The organism is Methylocystis sp. MJC1, from assembly GCF_026427715.1.
GTDB lineage: Bacteria > Pseudomonadota > Alphaproteobacteria > Rhizobiales > Beijerinckiaceae > Methylocystis.
The window spans coordinates 3,348,437-3,371,032 of sequence record NZ_CP107558.1 but is presented as its reverse complement, the minus strand read 5'-3'; the positions used below and the strand labels follow the sequence as shown (position 1 = coordinate 3,371,032).

At 63.3% G+C, this 22,596-nt stretch carries 31 protein-coding genes, 1 tRNA gene and 1 other RNA gene; 16 read left to right on the top strand and 17 right to left on the bottom strand.

What is annotated here, in order from left to right; genetic code table 11:
- Positions 1 to 53 precede the first annotated feature (53 nt).
- From ssrA to OGR47_RS16205, 4 genes are all read left to right on the top strand, one after another.
- Positions 54 to 407, top strand: a transfer-messenger RNA (tmRNA) gene (gene ssrA / locus OGR47_RS16220).
- Positions 408 to 495: 88 nt separating this feature from the next.
- Positions 496 to 1,062 (top strand): SspB family protein, encoded by a 567-nt coding sequence (locus tag OGR47_RS16215; RefSeq protein ID WP_165055097.1) that lies wholly within the window; start codon positions 496 to 498, stop codon positions 1,060 to 1,062.
- Positions 1,062 to 1,244, top strand: a complete 183-nt coding sequence (locus tag OGR47_RS16210) for a DUF4169 family protein (protein WP_165055099.1) — start codon at positions 1,062 to 1,064, stop codon at positions 1,242 to 1,244. Before OGR47_RS16215 ends, OGR47_RS16210 begins: the two co-directional genes overlap by 1 nt.
- Positions 1,241 to 1,546 (top strand): ribbon-helix-helix domain-containing protein, encoded by a 306-nt coding sequence (locus OGR47_RS16205; RefSeq protein WP_165055101.1) that lies wholly within the window; start codon positions 1,241 to 1,243, stop codon positions 1,544 to 1,546. Before OGR47_RS16210 ends, OGR47_RS16205 begins: the two co-directional genes overlap by 4 nt.
- A gap of 27 nt (positions 1,547 to 1,573) precedes the next feature.
- On the opposite strand, the gene OGR47_RS16200 is transcribed toward OGR47_RS16205, so the two are convergent.
- The 9 genes from OGR47_RS16200 to OGR47_RS16165 all read right to left on the bottom strand — a co-directional run bounded on the left by OGR47_RS16200 (position 1,574) and on the right by OGR47_RS16165 (position 7,261).
- Positions 1,574 to 1,906 (bottom strand): type II toxin-antitoxin system PemK/MazF family toxin, encoded by a 333-nt coding sequence (locus tag OGR47_RS16200; RefSeq protein ID WP_165055102.1) that lies wholly within the window; start codon positions 1,904 to 1,906, stop codon positions 1,574 to 1,576.
- Between the two features lies 1 nt (position 1,907).
- On the bottom strand, positions 1,908 to 2,165 hold the full coding sequence (locus OGR47_RS16195) for an AbrB/MazE/SpoVT family DNA-binding domain-containing protein (protein WP_165055104.1): 258 nt from the start codon (positions 2,163 to 2,165) through the stop codon (positions 1,908 to 1,910).
- 68 nt (positions 2,166 to 2,233) lie between these two features.
- Entirely contained in the window at positions 2,234 to 2,698 is a 465-nt protein-coding gene (locus OGR47_RS16190) for a diadenylate cyclase (RefSeq protein WP_165055105.1), read from the bottom strand.
- A gap of 330 nt (positions 2,699 to 3,028) precedes the next feature.
- Positions 3,029 to 3,544: a putative sensor domain DACNV-containing protein gene (locus tag OGR47_RS21945; RefSeq protein WP_368856441.1), complete on the bottom strand. Its 516-nt coding sequence runs from the start codon at positions 3,542 to 3,544 to the stop codon at positions 3,029 to 3,031.
- Positions 3,544 to 5,172: a CTP synthase gene (locus tag OGR47_RS16185; RefSeq protein WP_165055106.1), complete on the bottom strand. Its 1,629-nt coding sequence runs from the start codon at positions 5,170 to 5,172 to the stop codon at positions 3,544 to 3,546. Before OGR47_RS16185 ends, OGR47_RS21945 begins: the two co-directional genes overlap by 1 nt.
- 110 nt (positions 5,173 to 5,282) lie before the next feature.
- The gene (gene secG, locus OGR47_RS16180; RefSeq protein ID WP_165055108.1) at positions 5,283 to 5,930 is read right to left on the bottom strand and encodes a preprotein translocase subunit SecG; all 648 of its coding nucleotides are present in this window, start codon (positions 5,928 to 5,930) and stop codon (positions 5,283 to 5,285) included.
- A 114-nt stretch (positions 5,931 to 6,044) separates the two neighbouring features.
- A complete protein-coding gene (locus tag OGR47_RS16175) occupies positions 6,045 to 6,458 on the bottom strand; it encodes a type II toxin-antitoxin system VapC family toxin (RefSeq protein ID WP_246729810.1) in 414 nt (137 codons plus the stop codon).
- Entirely contained in the window at positions 6,425 to 6,673 is a 249-nt protein-coding gene (locus OGR47_RS16170; RefSeq protein ID WP_165055109.1) for a type II toxin-antitoxin system Phd/YefM family antitoxin, read from the bottom strand. The genes OGR47_RS16175 and OGR47_RS16170 overlap by 34 nt, the downstream gene beginning before the upstream one ends.
- Positions 6,674 to 6,793: 120 nt before the next feature.
- Positions 6,794 to 7,261: a hypothetical protein gene (locus OGR47_RS16165; protein ID WP_165055111.1), complete on the bottom strand. Its 468-nt coding sequence runs from the start codon at positions 7,259 to 7,261 to the stop codon at positions 6,794 to 6,796.
- A gap of 292 nt (positions 7,262 to 7,553) precedes the next feature.
- Between OGR47_RS16165 and leuB the strand changes: the two genes are divergently transcribed.
- On the top strand, positions 7,554 to 8,663 hold the full coding sequence (gene leuB, locus OGR47_RS16160) for a 3-isopropylmalate dehydrogenase (protein WP_165055169.1): 1,110 nt from the start codon (positions 7,554 to 7,556) through the stop codon (positions 8,661 to 8,663).
- Positions 8,664 to 8,776: 113 nt separating this feature from the next.
- Here the strand turns inward: leuB and OGR47_RS16155 are convergent, their stop codons facing one another.
- Positions 8,777 to 9,130 carry a hypothetical protein gene (locus tag OGR47_RS16155; RefSeq protein ID WP_165055112.1) on the bottom strand — a complete coding sequence of 118 codons (354 nt, stop codon included), beginning with the start codon at positions 9,128 to 9,130 and terminating at the stop codon, positions 8,777 to 8,779.
- Positions 9,131 to 9,248: 118 nt separating this feature from the next.
- On the opposite strand from OGR47_RS16155, the gene OGR47_RS16150 reads away from it, so the two are divergent.
- From OGR47_RS16150 to OGR47_RS16140, 3 genes are read left to right on the top strand one after another with little or no spacing between them, the layout of a single operon-like run.
- Positions 9,249 to 10,025 carry a LamB/YcsF family protein gene (locus OGR47_RS16150; protein ID WP_165055114.1) on the top strand — a complete coding sequence of 259 codons (777 nt, stop codon included), beginning with the start codon at positions 9,249 to 9,251 and terminating at the stop codon, positions 10,023 to 10,025.
- A 1-nt stretch (position 10,026) separates the two neighbouring features.
- The gene (locus OGR47_RS16145; RefSeq protein WP_165055115.1) at positions 10,027 to 10,812 is read left to right on the top strand and encodes a 5-oxoprolinase subunit B family protein; all 786 of its coding nucleotides are present in this window, start codon (positions 10,027 to 10,029) and stop codon (positions 10,810 to 10,812) included.
- A complete protein-coding gene (locus tag OGR47_RS16140) occupies positions 10,809 to 11,807 on the top strand; it encodes a biotin-dependent carboxyltransferase family protein (protein ID WP_165055117.1) in 999 nt (332 codons plus the stop codon). Before OGR47_RS16145 ends, OGR47_RS16140 begins: the two co-directional genes overlap by 4 nt.
- A gap of 114 nt (positions 11,808 to 11,921) precedes the next feature.
- Here OGR47_RS16140 and OGR47_RS16135 read toward each other — a convergent pair whose 3' ends face one another.
- From OGR47_RS16135 to gloB, 3 genes are all read right to left on the bottom strand, one after another.
- The gene (locus OGR47_RS16135) at positions 11,922 to 12,704 is read right to left on the bottom strand and encodes a DUF5765 domain-containing protein (protein ID WP_267270090.1); all 783 of its coding nucleotides are present in this window, start codon (positions 12,702 to 12,704) and stop codon (positions 11,922 to 11,924) included.
- A gap of 114 nt (positions 12,705 to 12,818) precedes the next feature.
- Positions 12,819 to 13,256, bottom strand: coding sequence for a cupin domain-containing protein (locus tag OGR47_RS16130; RefSeq protein WP_165055119.1), 438 nt, complete (start codon positions 13,254 to 13,256; stop codon positions 12,819 to 12,821).
- Entirely contained in the window at positions 13,253 to 14,029 is a 777-nt protein-coding gene (gene gloB, locus OGR47_RS16125) for a hydroxyacylglutathione hydrolase (RefSeq protein ID WP_165055121.1), read from the bottom strand. The genes OGR47_RS16130 and gloB overlap by 4 nt, the downstream gene beginning before the upstream one ends.
- 131 nt (positions 14,030 to 14,160) lie before the next feature.
- Here gloB and OGR47_RS16120 point away from each other — a divergent pair, with 131 nt between their 5' ends.
- Complete coding sequence (locus tag OGR47_RS16120) at positions 14,161 to 14,907, top strand: class I SAM-dependent methyltransferase (protein ID WP_165055123.1); 747 nt, start codon at positions 14,161 to 14,163, stop codon at positions 14,905 to 14,907.
- Between the two features lie 11 nt (positions 14,908 to 14,918).
- Here OGR47_RS16120 and OGR47_RS16115 read toward each other — a convergent pair whose 3' ends face one another.
- Positions 14,919 to 15,605 (bottom strand): alpha/beta hydrolase, encoded by a 687-nt coding sequence (locus tag OGR47_RS16115; protein ID WP_165055125.1) that lies wholly within the window; start codon positions 15,603 to 15,605, stop codon positions 14,919 to 14,921.
- Between the two features lie 672 nt (positions 15,606 to 16,277).
- Here OGR47_RS16115 and OGR47_RS16110 point away from each other — a divergent pair.
- From OGR47_RS16110 to OGR47_RS16090, 5 genes are all read left to right on the top strand, one after another.
- Positions 16,278 to 16,478 (top strand): DUF2905 domain-containing protein, encoded by a 201-nt coding sequence (locus OGR47_RS16110; protein ID WP_165055127.1) that lies wholly within the window; start codon positions 16,278 to 16,280, stop codon positions 16,476 to 16,478.
- Positions 16,479 to 16,537: 59 nt separating this feature from the next.
- A complete protein-coding gene (locus tag OGR47_RS16105) occupies positions 16,538 to 17,323 on the top strand; it encodes a DUF4239 domain-containing protein (protein WP_246729811.1) in 786 nt (261 codons plus the stop codon).
- 34 nt (positions 17,324 to 17,357) lie between these two features.
- Positions 17,358 to 17,786: a hypothetical protein gene (locus tag OGR47_RS16100; protein ID WP_165055129.1), complete on the top strand. Its 429-nt coding sequence runs from the start codon at positions 17,358 to 17,360 to the stop codon at positions 17,784 to 17,786.
- Positions 17,752 to 18,108, top strand: coding sequence for a hypothetical protein (locus tag OGR47_RS16095; protein ID WP_165055131.1), 357 nt, complete (start codon positions 17,752 to 17,754; stop codon positions 18,106 to 18,108). Before OGR47_RS16100 ends, OGR47_RS16095 begins: the two co-directional genes overlap by 35 nt.
- A gap of 208 nt (positions 18,109 to 18,316) precedes the next feature.
- Positions 18,317 to 18,568, top strand: a complete 252-nt coding sequence (locus tag OGR47_RS16090; protein WP_165055132.1) for a hypothetical protein — start codon at positions 18,317 to 18,319, stop codon at positions 18,566 to 18,568.
- A gap of 15 nt (positions 18,569 to 18,583) precedes the next feature.
- Here OGR47_RS16090 and OGR47_RS16085 read toward each other — a convergent pair whose 3' ends face one another.
- The gene (locus OGR47_RS16085; protein WP_165055134.1) at positions 18,584 to 19,057 is read right to left on the bottom strand and encodes a DUF1348 family protein; all 474 of its coding nucleotides are present in this window, start codon (positions 19,055 to 19,057) and stop codon (positions 18,584 to 18,586) included.
- A gap of 57 nt (positions 19,058 to 19,114) precedes the next feature.
- Positions 19,115 to 19,516 carry a hypothetical protein gene (locus OGR47_RS16080; RefSeq protein ID WP_165055135.1) on the bottom strand — a complete coding sequence of 134 codons (402 nt, stop codon included), beginning with the start codon at positions 19,514 to 19,516 and terminating at the stop codon, positions 19,115 to 19,117.
- Between the two features lie 395 nt (positions 19,517 to 19,911).
- On the opposite strand from OGR47_RS16080, the gene OGR47_RS16075 reads away from it, so the two are divergent.
- Positions 19,912 to 20,832: an outer membrane protein gene (locus OGR47_RS16075; protein ID WP_165055136.1), complete on the top strand. Its 921-nt coding sequence runs from the start codon at positions 19,912 to 19,914 to the stop codon at positions 20,830 to 20,832.
- 114 nt (positions 20,833 to 20,946) lie between these two features.
- Here the strand turns inward: OGR47_RS16075 and OGR47_RS16070 are convergent.
- Positions 20,947 to 21,023: transfer RNA gene (locus OGR47_RS16070), tRNA-Arg, on the bottom strand.
- Between the two features lie 64 nt (positions 21,024 to 21,087).
- Between OGR47_RS16070 and pap the strand changes: the two genes are divergently transcribed.
- Entirely contained in the window at positions 21,088 to 22,569 is a 1,482-nt protein-coding gene (pap, locus tag OGR47_RS16065) for a polyphosphate:AMP phosphotransferase (protein WP_165055137.1), read from the top strand.
- Positions 22,570 to 22,596: the final 27 nt, after the last annotated feature.

Here is a 22,596-nt window from a genome sequence, read left to right as displayed (position 1 = left end):
TCGCCCCGGCTCGGCTTCTATTAGAAGAGGATAATCCGACGGAGTTCGTCGCTCCCCTTTCACAAACGCGTCCAAACCCCTATATTCGTTCTGCCGGTTCACGCCGGCTATGGCGATAAACGAACATCGAAATAAACCATCCGGACCCGGGGGCGGTACCCGGCGCCTCCACCACAGCGCGTCACGGCGGGCTGCGGCGGGGGCGAAATAGGATCGACGGGGGCGTAAAGGGTGCTTTTTCGCTCGGCATGATACCGCCGTTATCGGGTCAAACCTTATAGTTGCCAACGACAACTATGCTCCGGTGGCCGTCGCCGCGTAATGCGGCGCTCAAACTGGGATCAAAGCCCTAGGGGTTAGCACTTCTAGGCGGGGCTCGGAGGCGCCTGGCAACAGAAGCCTCCACTTCATTATTCGCGCTGGCCGGAAGGTCGGGCGCAGGCGCGTGATCGTGGCGCCCCTTTTGGGACGAGACCATGCGCCGGGGAAAAGCGCATGGCCACTGATCTTATTCGTTACGATCTACTCGTTCAGGATGCGATGCGCAGCGTGGTGCGCAAGGTTTTGGGAGATGTGGCGGCGAGCGGCTATCTCCCTGGCGACCATCACTTCACCATAAGCTTCAAAACCGACGCGCCCGGCGTGAAAATCTCGCGGCGTCTGGCCGAACAATGGCCGCAGGAGCTGACGATCATCCTGCAGCATCAATATACGAACCTCGAGGTCGACGACGAGGGCTTCGGCGTCACCCTGTCCTTCCGCTCGATCCCTGAGCGTCTCTACGTCCCCTACGCCTCGATCACCGGCTTCTACGATCCGTCGGTCGAGTTCGGCCTGCGCTTCGAGGCGGCAGATATGGAGGAGGAAGAAGAGGAGGAAGAGGTCTCGCCGGCGCGCCCGAGTCTCGTCGCCGCGCGCCCGGCCGAGGAGAAGGCCGAGGCAAAGCCAGAGCCCCAAAAGCTGGAGAAGGCGGATAGGCCCAAGCCTGCGGCCGCCGAAGCTGCGGAAGGCGAAGGCGACGCCAAGGTCGTCTCCATCGACGCATTCCGCAAAAAGACCTGATGGCCGAGGTCGTCAATCTCCGCCGCGCCCGCAAGGACCGCGCGAAGCGCGAGAAAGAGGCGCAGGCCCAGGAGAATCGCGTCGCTTTCGGCCGCACGAAAGCGGAACGGGAGCTGACAGACGCGCAAAAGCGGTTAGAGGCCGCAAAGCTCGACGCGCATAAGCGCGAAGAAACCCCATGAGCACGGACCGCGCGCCTTCAGGCGCGCACGCGGATGGCTTCGGTGAAGGTCCGCAGCCGGAAGGCCGCAAGTCCAGCATCCGGGTTGTCAAACATTCCATCGTCATCGCGGGCCACCGCACCAGCGTCTCGCTGGAAGACGCCTTCTGGCGCGCATTGAAAGACATTGCGACGAAGGATGGCGTCTCGCTCGCCGGGCTGGTTGCCCGTGTGGACGCCGAGCGCGGGGAGGCGAATCTGTCGTCCGCGCTGCGTGTGTTCGTGCTGGAGCGGGCGATGGAGGGCCAGTCGTCCGCCGACTGAGACTTGGCGCTCGAGCACGTGGCGGCGCTATTCGAAGATGGCGGCGAGCTTGGCGAGCGCTTCGTCGACGATCTCCGGCGGCGCGCATTCGAGCTTGCGGGCGTGGCGTGCGCCGAGGTCGAGGGCGCGCGGCTGGTCGCAACGGATGACGCCCGTCGTCTGCGTGCCAGCGCCCATGAGAGACACCGCAAAGCCGGCCGTGCGCGCGAAATTGCCGCCGCTCGTGATCGGCAGGACGATGGGCGTTTTCGTTATCTTGTTGAAGGCCGTCGCCGAGACGATGAGCACCGGCCGCGCGCCTCGCTGCTCGTGCCCCGAGGTCGGGTCGAGCGAGACGAGATAGATGTCGCCGCGCTCCATGTCAGAGCAGCTCCGAGCCTTGCGGCTTGTCGCCGAGCCACGCGCGATCCTCCTCGGACGGCTCCGCCGAGGCGTCGCATTGCGCGAGAAGTTCGGCGAGCTTGTAGCGGGATTTCGTCGTGGGAGCGATGACGAGCTTGCCGTCTTCGACCGAGACGCCGACCGTCGCGCCCGCCTTCAGATCGAGAAGGTCGAGGATCGCGGGCGGGACGGCAAGCATGACGGAGCCGCCGACTTTGCGAAGAGAGGTTGTGTGCATGATGATGTCCCAAAGAATTATATGTATATATAACTTAAAAATTACCCATCCGCAATGGTGCCCTGCCGTTAGGCGTAAGGCATGTTTAGATTGGTCAACCTTACGTTTTTCTTGACTAGCACCCTGTCGTCCTGCCACCAAACGGCGCTTATCGGGCCATCTTGCGAAATGGCTAGCACGAGACTTTCTCGACTTTTACTGGCAAGCTTGATCGCTGAACGGTGCCTCATACCAAATTGCTCTATGTCACACTCGGAGTATTCGCGCCTCGCTTCGTTCTTTACCTCAGAGACATTTATGTCTGCTAGCAACTCAGCCCGAATTTCGCCTCCAAATCCGAGCAAGCGCAGATCGCTAGACAAGACGAGTGCGCCGTCGCATCCCGAAAGGCCAGCAACAAACCGTGTCGCCTCTACAAGCGCGTCATAATATTCTACCATGTTCCATTCGGCACGTATTTTGAATTGCTCGGGTATGTTAAATCCATCTTCTGTTAGTTCTGTATAATCGCCAACAAGATGACGTGCGTTCATGAAGCGAGTGAACGCATCCCTCAATATGTTAGAGCAGCAAGTGTATTTACACCTGACAAGTTCGGAGTCCACGACTGTATCCGGCAGTATTATTAACATACCACCATGACCATTCGCGCTGATCGCGTTTGCAATTGCAGCGTAGGTGTTCCATAAGCAGATAAACTGAAAAGAGCTGGACTCATATTCAGGCTCATACTCTGGATAATCTATTTCGCTATGGACGGCCCGCATTCCGTGGCTGCAGATTTTGTGCAGAAATAAATCGATATCTCTACCAAAAGGTTGTTCCAGAGTACCGTCCGAAAGAGCGGCGATTCTGTATACGCCTTAATAAACTGCTATTCTCCCCGGCCGTTCAATCTGAGCTATCAGCGCATTCGGGCTCTCGAATTTGAGGGAAAGGCCCGCTCTTGCTCTGTACCAAGAGGTCCCAATATCAATTAATCCTGAAATTGCGAGTTCAGATTCTGCCCATTCAACGAGTATTGCACTTTTCCTTAAGTCAACCGTCGGCGCTAGCCGCCTTAGTTCTTGAGTGTTCAAAAGCCTTGTTTGGCGGAACCGTACTGACCGCTCAGCAGGCTCATCCCCACGACGGTGCATTACAACGTTGAATGGAATATACCGCCCTTCTTCAGTCAGAGTTGAGGCGATATAGCAAGCTTCAAATAGTCTAATAAGTAAACGAAGCGGCGGACAAGGAGGATGCTCATAGTCGCCGCTCACGAGGTTATACCAACGATCCGCTACCAAGCGGGCTAGTGAACGAGGAAAAGCAACTGCGTTAGTTCTCCCTGAGGGTTTTCTCCCGAGCAAGTCCCTGAAGTCCCCAATTATGGGCATTACACCAACCGGCTCTGCGCCTTCGCCGCCGCAATAAAGCTCGCAAACAGTGGATGCGGTTCGAAGGGCCGCGACTTCAGCTCGGGGTGATATTGCACGCCCACAAACCAGGGATGGTCAGGGATTTCCACCGTCTCTGGCAACAGGCCATCCGGCGAGGAGCCGGCGAACAAGAGCCCGCAGGACTCCAGCCGCTCGCGATATCCGAAGTTCACCTCATAGCGGTGGCGATGGCGCTCGGAGATCTGGGTCTTGCCGTAGATCTCCGCGATGCGCGAACCGGGCTTCAGCAGCGCCGGGAAGGCGCCGAGCCGCATGGTGCCGCCCAGATCGCCGCCTGCCCTACGCTTTTCAAGCTCATTGCCCTTGAGCCATTCGGTCATCAGGCCGACGACCGGCTCCTCGCAGGGGCCGAATTCGGTGGAGTTCGCCTTCTCTATGCCGGCAAGCGCCCGCGCCGCCTCGATCACCGCCATCTGCATACCGAAGCAGATGCCGAAATAGGGCACCTTGCGCTCACGGGCGAAGCGCGCCGCGAGAATCTTGCCCTCGGCGCCGCGCTGGCCGAAGCCGCCGGGCACGAGAATGCCGTGCACATGTTCGAGATAGGCGGCCGGATCGCCCTCTTCGAAGACCTCTGATTCGATCCAGTCGAGGTTGACCTTCACGCGATTCGCCAGGCCGCCATGGGCAAGGGCCTCGATGAGGCTCTTATAGGCGTCCTTCATCTCTGTATATTTGCCGACGACGGCGATGGTGACCTCACCCTCGGGATTCATGATCCGCTGCGTCACTGCGCTCCAGCGGCTCATGTCGGGCTTGGGCGCCGGCTCGATGCCGAAGGCCGCCAGCACCTGCGCGTCGAGGCCCGCGGCGTGATAGGCGCGGGGCACGTCGTAGATATTGGCCGCGTCGCGCGCCTCGATCACCGCCTGTTCGCGGACGTTGCAGAAGAGGCCGAGCTTGCGGCGCTCCTCGCGCGGAATCTCGCGGTCGGTGCGGCAGAGGAGAATGTCCGGCTGGATGCCGATCGAGCGCAGCTCCTTCACCGAATGTTGCGTCGGCTTGGTCTTTAGCTCGCCGGCGCTCGGAATGAAGGGCAGCAGCGTCAGATGCACATAGATGCAGTGATGCGGCGGCAGGTCGTTCTTGAGCTGGCGGATCGCCTCGAAGAAGGGCAGGCCCTCGATGTCGCCCACCGTGCCGCCGATCTCGATCAGCGCGAAATCGACATTGTCATTGCCGTCGAGGACGAACTCCTTGATGGCGTTGGTGACATGCGGGATGACCTGGATCGTCGCGCCGAGATAGTCGCCGCGCCGCTCCTTGTTGATGATGTCCTGATAGATGCGACCCGTGGTGACATTGTCCTGCTTCGTGGCCGGGCGGCCGGTGAAGCGTTCATAATGCCCAAGGTCGAGATCGGTCTCGGCGCCGTCGTCGGTGACGAAGACTTCGCCGTGCTGATAGGGGGACATGGTCCCCGGATCAATGTTGAGATAGGGGTCGAGCTTGCGGAGCCGGACGGTGTAGCCGCGCGCCTGCAAGAGCGCGCCGAGAACCGCCGACGCGAGACCCTTGCCGAGGGAGGAAACCACGCCGCCGGTGATGAAGATGTAGCGCGCCATGGGGCCTAACGCCTAACGCCTTTCGCTGGATTTTGGTAGCGCATAAATGCGCCGGGGAAGCAGTCTTCCCCAGCGGATTTTCTTATGTGCTTAGTGAAGGAGCCGCGCGCTTATTGCGTGGGCGACTTCCACTGCGTCGGAGCCGCCGGCTTGTCGGCGGGCGCCTCGGCCTTCGGCGCCTCAGGGGCGGCGGTTTCCGGCTTGGGCGTTTCAGCCTTCGGCGGCTCGGCGGCCACCGGGGCTTTCGGCGCCTCCGCGGCCGGCGTTTCGCTCTTCGGCGCCTCAGCCTTGGGGGCTTCCGTCACCGGCTCGGATTTCGGGGCCTCGGCCTTCGGCGGTTCCTGCGACGGGCGGAGGGCCGGCGTTTCCTCGACCGGAGCGACCGGCGTGCTCTGCTGGCGCTTCTGCTGGGCGCGCTGCAGCTGCTCGAAGACCGAGTCTTTCCCGGCCTCCGGCGCCTTCTCGCCGGGCTTCACTTCCTTGAGCTTGATGTCGCCCTGGTCGATCGCCTTGGTCCAGTCGTCGCCGCCCGCGGCGCGGCGCTCCCAGGCCGGCAGCACGGTGAGCGCGATGCTGGTGAGGAAGAAGATCGTCGCGAGAATGCCGGTCGCGCGGGTGAGCGCATTGGCCTGGCCGCGCCCCGTAAAGACGCCGCTGCCGCCCATGCCGAGCGCGCCGCCCTCCGACTTTTGATAAAGAACGAGGATAACGAGCGCCGTCACCACCATCAGGTGGATCGCGATAATGACCTGCTGCATTTTCGACCTTCTTCCCAAGCGGAGCCCCGGCTTGGCCGGGCTCGACGCCTAATCCCTGGGCGGCTTCTACACTATGCGGAAGGCGCAAGGAAGGGGCCTGTTTCGCCGGCTTTTTTACCAGAGCCGCCGTAAAACGCCGTCGAACGCCGGATCGGTGGAAACGAGCGTCAGCCTGTCGAGGATCGCTGTCGCCGCGATCAGACGGTCGAAAGGATCGCGATGCGCCCAATCCATCGCGCCCGCCAAAGTGCAGACAGCGGGATCAAACCGCGCCGCGTGCCCACCCTGCTGTAGGAGCAGATCAGGCAGAGCCTCGATATGTGGTGCCATCTCGGGCCATTTGCCGAGACGCACCTTTTGGGCGATCTCATAGAAGGTGATCGGGCTCACATAGACCACGCCCGCCGATCCGATCGCACGACGGGCCGCTTCGGAGAGTCGCGGATCGTCCGTCAGGCTCCATGCCCACGCATGCGTATCGAGCAGGAGAGCGCTCAGAACGCTTGCGACGGCCCGCCGCCCTCCCAAAGACCAAGCTCATCCTCATCGAGCGGCTGGAGAAAATCCGGCCCGGACCCGAGCTTTTTGTCCTTCAGCACGCCGATCTTGAATGCGCCTTGCTCAACCGCGACGAGCCGAACGACCGGCTTGTCGCCCCTGGCGATGACCACGTCCTCGCCGGCGAGCGCTGCCTCGATCAATTTCGAAAGCTGCGTTTTCGCTTTGTGGATATTGACCAGCAAGGAACCTCTCCTTAGCTAACTTAGCTAAAGTTAGGCGAACGCCGCGGAATCTGCAATCGCATCGCCCAACAAAAAAGCGGGCCGCTCGGGCCCGCTTCTCGATTTCTCCGGCGCTCCGGCTCAGTAGAGATTGCCGTCCTGGCCTTTCCACTTGCCGCCGCTCTGGTCGAAGCGGGTCTCGTCCTTGAACTCGACGACCTTGCCGGGCTCGATATACTGCTTTTCCTTGACCATCTGGTTCTGGACGGTGGTCGAATAATAGGTGCTCGCGGAGCAGCCTTCCTTCACGTGGCCGGCGCTGTCGGGTTTGCATTCCAGATTGGCGCCCTTGGGGAAGCGCACATTCGCGGTGAAATAAAACTCGTAGCCCTTGTGACCCGCGCCCTCGACGTCGAGCGGCCAGTACCGGGTGACGTCGAACTTCTCGATGGTCGCGTCCGGGTCGAACCTCTTCTTGATCAGATTTTCGAAAACCTTGCGCGCATCCTCGGGCTTTGGCTCGCAGTTGAACAGGCAGAAAGCTTTGGCGGGCATGGCCCCGGCAAAGGCTGCGAACGCCGCCAGCGCGACAATCTTGATAAGCTTCATGAGTAGCGTCTCCCTCGTTCCGCCCTCGGCGTTGCGAACGATCGACGCTCGTTTAGCGCGCTTTCGGCTCGGGCGGAATTGCCCAGCAAAATTCGCGCATTGGAAATGGCGTCGACTTCGAACCGCAACGCTTTTGACATTTTTCAAGCTGCACGGCTTCGCCCTTTCCGGCAAGAGCGGCGCGCCCGCGCGAATTGTCGCACGGAAAGCCGGGCGCGTCGCCATGTTGCGCCGCTCGCCCCGCCGCTCTATTGAGCGGCGCAGGCTTCTCGAACGCAAAGAAGAGGGTTTCATGTCCGCCTATAAGCTCCTGCTCCTGCCCGGCGACGGGATCGGCCCCGAAATCTCCGCCGAGGCCGAGAAGGTGATCGACTTCCTGGGGCAGGCGGGCGTTGCGTCATTCGAGATCGAGCGCGGCCTCGTGGGCGGCTCCGCCTATGACGCTCATGGCGTCGCGATCAGCGAAGGCGACATGGCGCTGGCGCAGGCCGCCGACGCCGTGCTGCTGGCCGCCGTCGGCGGGCCGAAATGGGACGGCGTGCCCTATGACGTGCGCCCGGAAGCGGGCCTCCTGCGCCTGCGCAAGGATCTCGCCCTCTTCGCTAATCTGCGCCCGGCGATCTGCTATCCGGCGCTCGCCGACGCCTCGTCGCTCAAGCGCGAGCTGGTCGACGGCCTCGACATCATGATCGTGCGCGAACTCACCGGCGGCGTCTATTTCGGCGAGCCGAAGGAGGTCGTCACCCTCGAAAACGGCGAGAAGCGCGCCGTCGACACGCAGGTCTACACGACCCACGAGATCGAGCGCATCGGCCGCGTCGCCTTCGAGCTCGCCCGCAAGCGCAACAACAAGGTCACCTCGTCCGAAAAGGCGAATGTGATGAAGTCGGGCCATTTGTGGCGCGAAGTCATCACCGCGCTGCACAAGCGCGAATATCCGGACGTGAAGCTCGAGCACATGCTCGCCGACGCGCTCGGCATGCAGCTGGTGCGCTGGCCCAAGCAGTTCGACGTCATCTGCACCGACAATCTCTTCGGCGACATGCTGTCGGACGTCGCCTCCATGCTCACCGGCTCGCTCGGCATGCTGCCGTCCGCTTCGCTGGGCGCCGCCGACGCCAACGGCAAGCGGCACGCCATGTATGAGCCCTGCCACGGCTCGGCGCCGGACATCGCCGGCAAGGGCATCGCCAATCCGATCGCCATGATCGGCTCGCTCGGCATGGCGCTGCGCTATTCCTTCGACAACGCCAAGGCGGCGGACGCGATCGACAACGCCATCGCCGGCGTGCTGGCCAAGGGCCTGCGCACCATCGACATCAAGGGCGACGCGCCGACCTCCATCTCGACCGCCCAGATGGGCGACGCCATCGTCGCCGAGCTGAAGACGATCCTGGCGTAATGCCGCCCGGCGCACGCGTGCGCCTGGCTTGAGGAAAATTGAGGCGCTCGCCGTGAGCTCGGCGAGCGCCTTTTCTGTCAATTGACCGTGGCTGGTCCGCCCACCGCGCGGATTTACTTCCGCGTCCACTTCTCCGCGCCGACCTTCTTGCCGTTGTGATAGGTCCAGATGCCGGCCCAATTGTCCCCATCTTCGCCGTAGAGCGCGAGGCCGGTGTCGCTGCCGGATTTGTAGCTCACCGCGAGGAAGTTCTTGTCGCCCAATCCCGTGCCGACGTAGATCGTCCCGCCAACGTTCCAGGTGACCTTGTAGGTGTCGCCGGTCTTTTCCACCGTAACTGTCCCCGAATAGGCCGACTTGCCGTCGGGATTGGTTCCCTCAGCGGCATATTTGCCAACCGGGTCGCCCGCCAAGGCGGCAGGAGCGAAAGCAAGGACGGCCGCGAAGGCCATTGCTGGTATGCGCATGTTCGTTCTCCCTACGCCCTGGAGCGGGCGCGAGCTGAGCCGAGCACAATTGAGGCGCGCTCGCAAATGCGCGAGGTGACGCTGTCGCGCCGCGGCGCTGCGCGTTAAGATCGCACCGATGGCCACGACGCCCCAGCGAATCGATCTCAACGCAGACCTTGGCGAAGGCTTCGGCCCTTGGCGCATGGGCGACGACGCCACGATGCTCGATGCCGTGACCAGCGCCAATGTCGCCTGCGGCTTTCACGCGGGCGATCCCGACATTATGGCCAGAACCTTCGCGCTCGCCCGGGAGAAAGGCGTCGCGATCGGCGCCCATGTGGGCTTTCCGGATCTCGCCGGCTTCGGACGCCGCCCGATGACGATGACGCCGAGGGAGATCGAGCATGCTGTCGCCTATCAGATCGGCGCCGCGCAGGCGCTCGCCGCTTATGCGGGCCATCGCATCGCTTATGTGAAGGCGCATGGCGCGCTGGCCAATATCGCGGAGAAGGACGCGGACGTCGCCGACGCTCTGGCGCGCGCGACGCGCGCGGTCGATCCCTCTCTTATTCTCCTCGCGATCGCGCTTTCCGAACAGACTCGGGCGGGCGAACGGGCCGGCTTGCAAATCGCCCATGAGATATTCGCCGACCGCGCCTATCTCGACGACGCGAGGCTGCAACCGCGCGCGGAACCCGGCGCGGTGATCACCGATTGCGACGCGGCCATTGCGCGCCTGCGCGAGATGCTGAGCGAGGGCGCTCTCGTCACGGTCACCGACAAGCGCCTGCCGACGAAGATCGACTCTATCTGCGTGCATGGCGATACGGCCCATGCGGTGGAGATGGCGCAGCGCCTGCGCGCGGCGCTGGCGCAAGACGGGTACCGGCTGCGTCCCTTCGTCGAGGGCTGACATGCGCTACGATCGTCCGCGCTTTCTCGACCAGGGCGAAGCGGCGCTAACAGTGGAGTTCGGCGACGCCGTCGACGCCGAGCTCAATGCGCTGGTTCTCGCGCTCGACGACGCTTTTCTCCGGGAGCGTTTGCAGGGCGTGCGGGAAACCACGCCGACTTACCGTTCGCTGCTCGTGCATTACGAGCCGTTGGAGATCTCGCGCCAGGCGCTCATCGGCTGGATCGAGCAGCGCTTTCCCGTCATCGCGAGCGAAGCGAAGCAATCCAGAGCCGCTGCGGGAGCGCTGGATTGCGTCGTCGCTGACGCTCCTCGCAATGACGGCAGGGCATGGGTCATCCCTTGTTGCTACGATCCCGCCATCGCGGAGGACATTGAAGAGGCGGCGTCTCTCGTCGATCTTTCCGCTCGCTCGCTCGCCGAAAAACACGCCGCGGCGGACTACCGCGCCTTCATGTATGGCTTCGCGCCGGGCTGGTGCTATCTCGGCGGCCTGCCAGAGGCGCTCGCTGTCCCGCGTCGCCTGGCGCCGCGCGGCCCGACGCCCGAGGGCGCCGTGCTGATCGGCGGCGGGTTGTCGCTTATCGCGACCAACCCGATGCCGACCGGCTGGTATGTCATCGGCCGCACGCCGGAACGGCTGTTTTCGCTCACCCGCGACCCGCCTTTCCTCATCGCGCCCGGCGAGGCGCTGCGTTTCGAACCCATCGACGCCGCGACTTTCGCGGCGCTCGACGCCCGCGCGGCGCAGGGCGAAATCCTCGCGCGGCGCGAGGCGAGGGCGTGAGCGCGCGGTTGCACATATGCGCCGCGGGGCCGGGCGTCACCGTGCAAGACGCCGGCCGCTTCGGCTATTCGCGCTTCGGCGTCACGCCCGCGGGGCCGATGGACGCACCGGCCTTCCATACGGCGACCCGCGCCGTCGGCGCCGCTGCGGCGATCGAAGTGTCGCTCGGCGGCGTCACCCTGGAGAGCGAAGGCGCCTCGCTCGCGGTCGCCATCGCGGGCGGTGCCTTCGACCCCCGGCTTGATGAGCAGAAACTCCCGCCCGCCTGCATCATTGCGCTGACGCCCGGCGCTCGGCTTACGATACGCGCGGGTGTTTTCGGCGCCTGGTGCTATGTCGCGATTGGCGCGCGCTTCGATCTGCCCTTGGCGCTCGGTTCGCTTTCGACCCACGCCCGCTCGGGTATCGGCCCCAAGCCGCTTGCGGCCGGCGAGGCCCTCGAGCTTCTCGACGTGGCGCCTACGCCGGATGGCGCGCAAGCGATCGACGCGCCTTGGCTCGCGCGCGACGACGCGCCGATTCGCGTGATGCTTGGGCCGCAGGACGATTATTTCGCGCCCGAGGCCATCGAGGCTTTTCTCTCGTCGGAGTGGCGGGTCGGCGCGCGCAGCGACCGCATGGCCTATGCGCTGGAGGGGCCGAAACTTACCCATTCGCGCGGCCATGACATCGTATCCGACGGCGCCGCCATCGGCGCCATCCAGGTCCCAGGTTCCGGCGCGCCTTTTGTGCTGATGGCCGACCGTCAGCCGACCGGCGGCTACCCGAAGATTGCGACGGCAATCGGCGCCGACCTCGGGCGGCTCGCGCAATTGCGCCCCGGGGAGACCTTGCGGTTCAGGAAGGTGGGGTGGGCGGAGGCTGTTGCGGCGCGGGCGGCGCTGAAAAACAAATTGGCGGCGGGGGCCGTTTTGACGCCCGTCGCCGCCGAGGTCTCTACAGAGAAGCTGCTTGCCGTGAATTTGATCGGCGGGGTCGTGAGCGCGAGGGGGTGATAAGAAGTCTGCGGGGAAGCCATGCCGTCATTGCGAGCGAAGCGAAGCAATCCAGAGCCGCTATAGCTGCCCTGGATTGCTTCGTCGCTTTGCTCCTCGCAATGACGGCGGGTGTTACTCCGCCGGCTCCTTGACGAAGCTCGCCTCCGGCGCCGCCACGACGGGCGTCTGCGCCGTCTTGCGCGCCTTCCGCCATTTCCACAGCATCATCCACCAGGGATCGCCGACATGCAGATGGTAGCGCAGCGGCGTCTTGATGATGGCGAGCACCAGGCCGATCGAGAACAGGCACCAGACCGCCGGCCATTCATTGATATTGCTCGTCGTGAGCCCCGCCAGGAACGGGCCAGCCAGCCAGGAGAACAGGATGAAGCGCCAGCTGCCGTAGAGCGTGGGGATGAAGAAGGCCATCATCGGATAGCCGATAAAGCCGCGGCCGAGCCAGGCGTTATCGGCCATGGAATTGCCGATGCCGTTCGTCGGCAGCAGCCAGGCGATGTGCCATTCGCCCCTCACCGTGCAGAGCACGTCGCCACAGAGCGGACGGCCGATGGCGCAATGGCCCGCCCAGGCGAAGGGATAAAGCTGGATCAGCATGAGGATCGCCGCGACGAAACAGCCGAAATAGGCCCAGGGCGCGACCATCCGGGCGCTGTCCTTCGGCATGAAATACAGCGCCACGGCGTTGATGAAGAAGGGCTGAAAAGTGATGTGCAGATAACCGAATAGGGTCATCACCTGATTTAATGGCGAGTCGCATTGGTTGAGCACCGAATAGGCGACCGCCTGCAGCGACTCCATGCTCGCGAAATAGAGAAGGCATACCCATAGCGCGAGCGGCTCGGGATTCTTTTTGAGCGCGGAATAGGCCGCGCCGGCGATGCCAGTCGCCGCCAAGACAGTAGAAGCTTCCCCACTCCAGCACATGGGCGCGGTTTCCTCGTGAAATGTTGTTATGCGCCCCGATACACTATCCCGAGGCCTGCAAAAAGCCCCGCTCTCCGACTCGCCTCAAGCGAGCGGGATCAGGCCCGGCTCGGCGATCTCGAAATGGGCGAACTCGAAGCCCGGCGCGACGGTGCAGCCGACAAGCGTCCAGGCGCCGAGGCTCTCGGCCGATTGCCAGACCCCGGCGGGCACGATCCCCTGCGGGCGGTCGCCGCCGATAAGATCGGCGCCGAGCCGGATGTCGGTGCGGCGGCCGTTTTCGAACAGAGAGAGCGCCAAGGGCGCGCCGGCGTGCCAGTGCCAGATCTCGGCGGCGTCGACCCGGTGCCAGGCCGAGATTTGCCCGGCCGGCAGCAGATAGTAAATCGCGGTCGACGCCGACCGGCCGGCGATGAGGCGCGGATCGCGAAAGGTCTCGCGGTAGAAGCCGCCTTCCGGATGCGGGGCGAGGTGGAGCAGCCGCGCGACCTCTTCTGCGGAGAGGCGATTGAGCGCGCTCATCCGGCGAAGCTGTTCTTGCGTTCGCGCATCGTGGCGAAGACTGCGAAGGGATCGGCGCCGGCCATGCCCATCGCCTCCTTCACCTTCGGGTCTTGGGCGCGCAGGAAGGGATTGGTCGCGTTTTCGAGAGCCACCGTCGAGGGCAGGGTGAACTGGCCCGCCGCGCGCAATTGCGCGACCTCCTCGATCCGCTCCCGCAAGGCGGGGTTCTGCGGATCGACCGTGACGGCGAAGCGGCCGTTCGCCTGGGTATATTCGTGGCCGCAATAAACGCGGGTCTCGCGCGGCAGATTGGCGATCCTTTCGAGCGAGTGGCGCATTTGCTCCATCGTGCCGTCGAAAACGCGCCCGCAGCCCAAGGAAAACAGCGTGTCGCCGACGAAGACCGCCGCGTCGTCCGGGAAATAATAACAGACATGCCCCGCCGTATGGCCGGGCGTGGCGATGACAAGCGCGCGGGAGGCGCCGAGGAGCGCCTCGTCGCCGTCCGAAACCGCTTGGTCGAGCGGCGGCAGGCGATGGGCGTCCTTGGCGGAGCCGACGATCTTCATGCCGGGGAAACGCTTTTTCAGCACCTCCCAGCCCTCGATATGGTCGAGATGGTGATGGGTGATGAGCAGATGGGTGAGCGGCCAGCCGCGACGCTCGGCCTCAGCCGCAATGGCCTCGCCCTCGGGCGCGTCGATGCTGGCCGTCGCGCCGGTCTCGCGGTCGTGGATCAGCAGGCCGAAATTGTCGGTGAGGCAAATGAACTGGGCGACCTCTATGGACATGAGCTCTCTCTCCGTGAGCGGTTTCCATGCGGTCGGAAAGCGCGCCTGTCGCGGACATCATAGCTTCCCAATGCAAAAATGCGACCGGCGGCTCCCTTGCACCTCCGCGCGAATAAGGGGATGATCCGGCCATGGCGTTGGACGTGGTCGAGCTGCGGGCCTTTTACGAAACCGCTTTGGGCGAGGTTGCCCGCCGCGTCGTCGGGCGTCTGCTGCGCGCGCGCTGGGATGACCATGCCGGCCTGCGCATGCTCGGCATGGGCTATGCCCCGCCCTATCTCGACAATTTCCGCGAAAAAGCCCAGCGCGTGCTAGCCTTCATGCCGGCGACCCAGGGCGTGATGCATTGGCCGCTCGACGGCCGCTCGGCCACGGCGCTGGTCGAGGCCTCGATGACGCCGCTGCCCGACGCCAGCATCGACCGCATCTTGCTCGTGCATGCGCTGGAGGTCGAGGAGCATCCGCAGGATTTGTTGGATGAGGTCTGGCGCATTCTGGCGCCGGGCGGGCGGGTGGTGATCGTCGCGCCGAGCCGCACCGGCCTCTGGGCGCGCCTCGACACCACGCCTTTCGGCCATGGACATCCCTATTCGCGCGGTCAGCTGCAGACGCTGTTGCAGGAGGCGCAATTCCTGCCGGTTTTCTGGGGCGAGGCGCTTTACGTGCCGCCCTTCCAGCGCGTGACGCTACTGCGCTCGGCTCCGGCCTTCGAGCGCATCGCGGGGCGCTTCTCGCTGCCGGGCGGCGGCGTGCATGTGGTGGAGGCGACGAAGCAGCTCTACCGCCCGATCGTCCGCCGCGCCGTGCGGCGGATTCCGCGGTTCGTCGAGCCGGTGCTCGACCCGGCGCTGGAGCCGGATGGGGCAGAGCCGGCGTGAGGGACCGCGCCCTACCGCCGCCCGTATTCCACCTTCACCCCAAAAGCCTGCGCCAGAAACAGCGCCCCATGGATCAGCCCGGCGTTATCGATGCCGTGTCCGAGCCCGGCGGACATATGCCATTGCGCCGGCACGCTCATGTCGGCAAGCGAATTGGCCGAGAGCATCATGGCGTCTATGGGGATGAGGTCATCCTCCTCGCCGTGTACGAGCAGCACGGAAGGCGGCGGGTTCTGCGGCGGCCGTTCGGCCCCCGGCTGATTGGGGCCCAGCACCAGAATGCCGGAATAGCCGAGGATAGCGCGCGGCGCGACGTTGCGGCGCAGGCCCGTATGCAGGGCCATCATCGTGCCCTGGCTGAATCCGACCAGCGCCAGCGAGCGTTCATCGAAGCCGCGCTTTTCGAGCTCTGCGTCGAGAAAGGCGTCGAGCGTCGGGCGGGCGGAGATCACGCCGCGCCAGCGCTCATCCGGATCGCGCATGGTGAGCGGGAACCATTGCCGCCCCATGGGCGACATCGCGCAGCGCTCCGGCCCATGGGGCGCGATGAAATCGGCGTCGGGCAGGAAGGCGCGCCATTGGCGCCCGACCTCGATGAGATCGGCGCCATCAGCGCCAAAGCCGTGCAGGAAAACGACAAGCTGGCGGGCCTTGCCCGATTTCGCCCCAACTCTCGGACCGTCGATCGCCGCAGCCATTTGTCGCGCTCCCCTTTTTTGACAGATTAGCTGTCACGGGTTCGCGCGCCGAGGTCAAGAGGCGACGACGCCCAAGAAATCGGCGCCGGCGCGCGAGGTCAGCGGGCGCCACGCGACACCCGCTTGAAGGGTTGGATCGTTACCCCGGCGTTTGCGACGCGAGCGAGGGGGCCCAGAGTTGAATCAGGCTATTTTGGCCTCGGGTGTCCGGCCCGCCCCGCATGGCAACCCCAGTGCCAGCCGTTCATGCGGAAATCGCGTCAGTGGACCAAAGCGAAGCGCAGGATCTTGAATGCGAAGATGCACGCGCCGGCGAGCGTGCCGTGCTTCACCATGGTCATTGCGATAAAGAGATGATCCGGCCTCATCATTTTACTTTGCCTTTTTCGATAGAGCGCATGGCGCCCGCGCCTTCGCTAGTAGTGAAGAAGAGACGTTTTGTTCTTCGGGTTCAGGGCGTCCGCGTCTCGACGGGCCCTTGCGAAAGACGCGCCACGGCGCCTTCATTCGGCTGAGCGATTTCGTCGCGCTTTGGCGCGCTCCTTCGCTGCTCGAAACCCGACAGGCGACGTATCGGCGCGCCCGCTCTTTTGCAAGCGAAGGGGCTCGCGATTTGGCCTTTCGCGACAATATGTCGCCTCGTGGGGGCCACGCGCGGAGGAGGGGAGATAGATGCCTAGATTGTTGATTTTGGTGGGGATCGCGCTCATTGGGCTCGGCCTGGCGTGGCTTGCGGCCGAGCGTCTCGGCCTCGGACGCCTGCCGGGCGATATCGTCTTCGAGCGCGGCAATCTGCGCGTCTATGTTCCGCTTGCAACGTCGCTGCTGCTGAGCGTCTTATTGAGCGTGATCTTCTGGCTTTTCAGCCGATAGAGCCGCGCCTTTTGACAAAGCGCCGCTCCCGTCGCCAAATGATCGCACGGGGGACGGCAATGCTCGATTTGTTCAAAGGCCTTTCGACAATGCAATTGGCTCTGGTTTTTTGCGCCGGGTTCGCGGCGGTCGCCATCGCCGGAATCTTCGTCTGCCGTCCTTACTCGCTGCGATGGATTCATGGGAGGCGCAACGCCAATGACATGATCGGCTTCTCGCTTCAAAGCTTCGCGGCGCTTTATGGCATTCTGCTCGGCCTGCTCGCCGTCGAGGCCTATCAGGATTTCTCCAGCGTCAAGGACGCCGTCTCCAAAAAGGCGCTGACGCTCGCGACGCTGCGCCATGATCTCGATGGCCTGCCCGCGCCCTTGAGCGCGCAGCTGCAGCAGGATTTGCAGGATTACACCGTCGAGGCGCTCGAGACCCATTGGCCCAAGGATGTGAGCGCGCCGACGCCGACCGGCCCTTCGCCGACCTTGCGCCGCATGCTCAGAAAGCTTTTCGCCTTCCAGCCCTCGACCAAGAGCGAGGAGCTCGTTTACGGCGAGGCCTTCCGCCAGATCAACACGCTTATCGAGCAGCGCCGCCAGCTGTTGTCGAGCGAGGGTAATGGCATTCCGGCCCCGATGTGGGCCGTGGTCTATCTCGGCGCCTTTCTCTACATGCTGCTTATGTGCCTCTTCGACATGGAGATGCATGTGCATCTCCTGCTTGGGGCGACCACCGCGCTCTTCCTCGGCGCCGTCATTTTTCTGATCGCAGCGCTCGATAATCCGTTCCGCGGCGGCGTCACTGTCGATCCCGCGCCCATCGTCGAGATGCGCGACGCTCTGGCGCATAGTTAGTGGAAGCCTGGGTTTTCATTGAAAGGAAGCAAACTTGGCAATCGACAGAAGTTTTGCGCGTGGGCTCATGTTTTCCGCCTGGATTTTCGCTTCCTGGATTTTCGCTTCTAACGTAGCAGGCGCCGAAGCGCTCAAATCGCAATATAGCTCTCTCCAAAATTGCGAGACGCTCGAACGCCTGAAGCTGCCGGGACGCACACTGGAAAAAGGCGCCGGCACGGGCGTTTTTCATTGCAAGGGGATCGACAACTATTCTGTCTATGTGATCGAGGACGATCCGCGCAGCTTTCTGGTTCTGGGGCGAGGCGGAAAGCTTTTCTCCCTGGAAAAACCGTTGGTCTCCGATTTCAAGCTCGGAGAGTTTGCCAATGTCTCGGGAGCGCAACAAGCCGAGTGGCGGCTTGACGCCAATGGTAAGGCGGGGGGGATTGATCGTGCGCGTCTCCTATCAGCGCACGGATAAGCCTGGCGCCTCTGGCTCGGCGCTCTTCGTGTTTGATCTGCGCGGCGAACCGGCCTTCATTGGCTCAGCGGCGACCAATGAGGAAGCGCGCAAGCTCATCGACGGCGTTCTCGGCGCCGGCGCTGCGGCCGAGGAAAAGCTGTCGAACGAGTGCAACGATATCTACGCCGAACTCTGCAAGGGCTTCAAACCCGGACCGGACATGCTCGGACGCTGCTCCGACAAGCGGCCGGCGATTGCTGATAAAATTCCGCCGAAATGCATCGCTGATTTTCAGACGAACATCGAAAACTATCACGAGGCTGTCGGCGGCGGGAAATAATGACGCTGCTTATCCCACTCTCGCGGTGCGAGGGGGAAGCTTTTGCCCTGTCGAGTCGTCTTCCCCGTTGGTGCAATCATCGGCGTCGTCTTCATCGTAAAAGTAAAGTGCGGACTTATCCGTCGCAGAATGGAACGACAAACGCCATTCTCAGCGCCACGACCTATTCAGGCGTCAGCGCCTCTCCGCAGCCGCAGCTCTATTGCGGTTGCGCCTCGGCGACCGCCGTTGTGGCGACCGCTGCGCGACGATCAATACGGTGGTCTGCAGCTCACCCGCTGCCATCCAGCAGTTCGCGGTCAATCAGGCTTTTGGTCTGAACGTGCCTGCCTCGACCTTCTCGTTCAGCCAATCGTCCTGCGGCAATCTCGTCTCGGCGAGCTACGCATTTCCGAATTTCGCGCCCTATTTCAATCTGCCGAGCCTCAGCATCCGCGCGTCGTCCTGCTTCCCTGTATGAAGGGGAAGCTTCCGATCAGAGACCGAGCTCGGTGAGGCCGGGGAAATCGTCGGGACGACGCCCTTGCGGGAACGTCAGCTTGCGCGCATTTTCGTCGATGGCCAGATCGTTGATGCTGGCGATGCGCCGCCGCATGAGGCCGTTTTCGGCAAATTCCCAATTCTCGTTGCCATAGGCGCGAAACCACTCGCCGGAAGCATTGCGATATTCATAAGCGAAGCGCACGGCGATGCGATTGCCCTGATGCGCCCAAATCTCCTTGATCAACCGATAGTCTTGTTCGGCCGCCCATTTTTCTTCGAGAAAGGCGATGATTTCGGCGCGGCCAAAAATGAATCGGGACCGATTCCGCCACTGGCTGTCCGAGGTATAGGCCAGGGCGACTCGCGCCGGGTCCCTGCTGTTCCAGGCGTCTTCGGCAAGCCTTACTTTCTGCCGCGCTGTTTCATCGGTGAAGGGCGGCAGCGGCGGGCGGGCTTCATCGGCCATGATCAGGCTCCGGAATAATCGGCTGTTAAGCCGGCGGGCGCGTCTCCGACGCCAGTTTCAGAAGGGAAGATGCAGGCTGAGGCCGCCGCCGTAATTCGACGTAACCGAGTTTCCGTTCGATTGGTAGGTGTTTTCCGATTGATAGGCGCTGCCGCCGGGGCCGGTCGGGCGGGGGTTGAGCTTCGCCGTCGGCTTGATCTCGATGCCGTCGGCGGTCCGCTCGTGTTGGATCGACGTGGCGGAAGGGACCGGCAAAGCGTCTCGGTCTCCTTCTCCGAAGCAGACGGGGTCGTCCTTCCATGTGGCGCGGGGGCAGGGCGCCGGCTCGCTCACGGGCGGCGTCTGTCGCTTTTCGGCGCTGGATTTCCTTGCGTGGGAGGGTCGATCTTGCGCATGGGCCCACCCCGCAGCGAGCATGATGATCGCAGCGGCAAGGAAAGCTGTTGGGCGGCGGCGCATATCCGAAAATCCATCAAAAGGGGCGAGAGCGTACGGCAGGCATCGTTGCCACAGCTCATCGTTCGGTGAAAGCCTCCCTGTGAAAAGAGGCGCCAGGATGGCTCCGACGCGATGTCATCGTGGGCATCCTCGCATACATGGCCGCGCGGCCATCCCTGCCATCGGCGCACAGCAAAGCATATCGTCCTGTACGTAGCTACACGTACGTAGATTATCTTAAGTAAAACTGCCGAAGTTACCCGTGTCTTGAGTGTATTATCTACAGTATTTGTTGCAGATTTGATACATATGCGAATAAAGAACCTCTCTACCGTAATATCCATCTTCTCATAAAACTATGCGTGCGATCTATTCCCCGCGGTCACTAGAGGGATGACTCGAGGAGGATGATCATTATGAAAAAATTCTGTCTTTCGGTTGCGGCTTCGGCGCTGATGGCGGGCTCCGCCTTTGCGGCGGACCTTCCGTCCCGTAAGGCTCCGCCTGCCCTTCCGCCGGCGGCGGCGCCCTTGCCGACCTGGACAGGTTTCTATGCTGGCGTGAACGCCGGCGGCACATGGGCCTCCGACAGGACGGCGACGCTCACCCAGTTCGACGGCGTCCTCGTGACGTCTGCGCCCAAGCAGTTGGGCGGCGTCCAGCCTGCGCCCGGCCAGTGGGCCTGGTTCAGCGGCGGCCAGGGATTCGCCGGGATTGGCAACCGCTCCGGCTTCATCGGCGGCGGCCAGGTCGGCTATAATTACCAGTTCTACCAGAACTTCCTCGTCGGCCTGGAAGCGGACATCCAGGGCGTCGCCAGCAGCGGCGGCGACACCACTCTTTTTGGCGTTCTGCCGCTCCCCTCGGGCTTCAGCGTCAGCCAGTTCACGCGGCTTTCAGGCAGCCTCGACTATCTCGGCACGGTTCGTGGCCGCTTGGGCTGGCTCTTCATGCCGACTCTCTTGCTCTATGGCACGGGCGGCTTCGCCTATGGCGGCGTGACCCTCAACGCGAGCACGCTTCAAATCCTCAACCCGACCGGCCTGTTCGGGGCCGGATTCTCGAGCTTCTCCGACACGGCGACGGGCTGGACGGCGGGCGGCGGCCTCGAATGGATGTTCATGCCCAACTGGTCCGCGAAGGTCGAATATCTCTATTACGACCTCGGCACGATCCACACTTTTGGCGGCGCGGGCATCAATTTCACCCCCGTTCCGGCTTGGAGCTTCGCGGCGACAACGCCTGTGGTCTCCGCGCCCATTCGCGGTAATATCGTGCGCGCTGGCCTGAACTACCATTTCAACTGGGGTTCGGCGCCGGTCCTCGCGAGTTTTTGATCGAGCGAAATCCGGCCGGTTTCGTCAAGGGAGGGCCCGGTTCGCGCCGGGCCTTTTCTTTTTGCGAGCGGTCGTCAAAGATTATTGCCGGACGCCGATTTTCTTTGGAGCTTATGGCGGTCCCGACAGGATTCGAACCTGTGACCTTCGGTTTAGGAAACCGCTGCTCTATCCTGCTGAGCTACGGGACCCGCTCGCCGCTACATCTACCACAGCTCGCCCGTTTGAAAAGTTGCCTTTGCCGGAAAGAGACCCATGTTCGAATCCGCCAACCTGCCGCATGTCATGACCAAGGACGAATTCGAGGCCGCCGAGACGCGGCTGCGCGAGCTTTTGCTCGATGCGCAATTCGAGGTCGCGGAGCAGAAGCGCGCCGCGATTATGGTGCTCATCAATGGCTCGGACGGCGCCGGCAAAGGCGAGGTCGTCAACCGGCTCTATGATTGGCTGGACGACCACCTCGTCGAGACGCTTTCCTACGGCAAGCCCACGGACGAAGAGCGGGCGCGCCCGGGCTCGTGGCGCTATTGGCGCGACATGCCGTCCAAGGGACGAATCGCGCTCGTGCTCGGGTCCTGGCATCACCGCCTGTTGCGCAACCGTGCGTTGGGGCGGCTGGATAAAAACGCTTACGATAACGCCCTGGAGGACATGATCCGCTCCGAGGAGATGCTGCGCCGCGAGGGCGTGCATCTCCTGAAGATTTGGCTCCATATGGACGATCGCGAGGCGCAGAAACGGCTCGAGAAGCTGCGCGAGGCGCATGGTGCGCTACGCCGCCCCGCTGTCATCGAATGGGACGAGATCGACGGCGGCAAGGCTCGGTCCCGTCTCACTGACGCGGCGCTCGAGATGATCGAGAAGACTTCCACCGGCAATGCGCCCTGGGCCGTGGTGCCGGCGTCCGACCCGCATTACCGCGACGCCGCCGTGGGCGATCTCTTGTTGCAGACCTTGAAAAGCGCCGTCGAGGGGGCGCCAGCCGCGCCGAACACGCAGGCCGTCGCCACGCCGGAGAGCGCTTTGCCGCGGCCGAGCCTCGTTTCCACGCTGGACCTGACGAAAACGGCCGACCGGGAGACCTACAGCCAGGAGCTGCGGGATTTGCAGCAGGGCCTTACCGAGGCCACGACCGCGAAGAGCTTCCGCAACAAGGGTCTCGTGCTCCTCTTCGAGGGTAATGACGCAGCAGGGAAGGGCGGGGCGATCCGCCGCGTGCGCGAGGCGCTCGATCCGCGCCGCTTCCGCGTCCATGGCGTCGCCGCGCCCAGCGACGAAGAGCTTGCAAGGCCTTATCTCTGGCGTTTCTGGCGCAATCTACCCCGCAGGGGGGACGTCGCCATCTTCGACCGCAGCTGGTACGGGCGCGTGCTCGTCGAGCGCGTCGAGGGCTTCGCCGCCTCGCAGGACTGGATGCGCGCCTATCAGGAGATCAATGATTTCGAACGCCAGCTCAGCGAGACTGGCTATCTTGTCGTGAAATTCTGGCTCGCCATCTCGCAAGAGGAGCAGCTACGCCGTTTCGAGGATCGGGAGGCCAAGGCGTTCAAGCGCTACAAGTTGACCCCCGACGATTGGCGCAACCGCGAGAAATGGGGCCTTTACGAACAGGCCATGACCGACATGGTCGACCGTACCAGCTCGCGGCTCGCGCCCTGGACGCTGGTTGAGGCCAATGACAAGAAGTTCGCTCGGCTCAAGGTGCTGCGAACCATCGTCGAACGGCTGGAAGCGTAATGCCCGCACGGACGGGACGACTCTAAC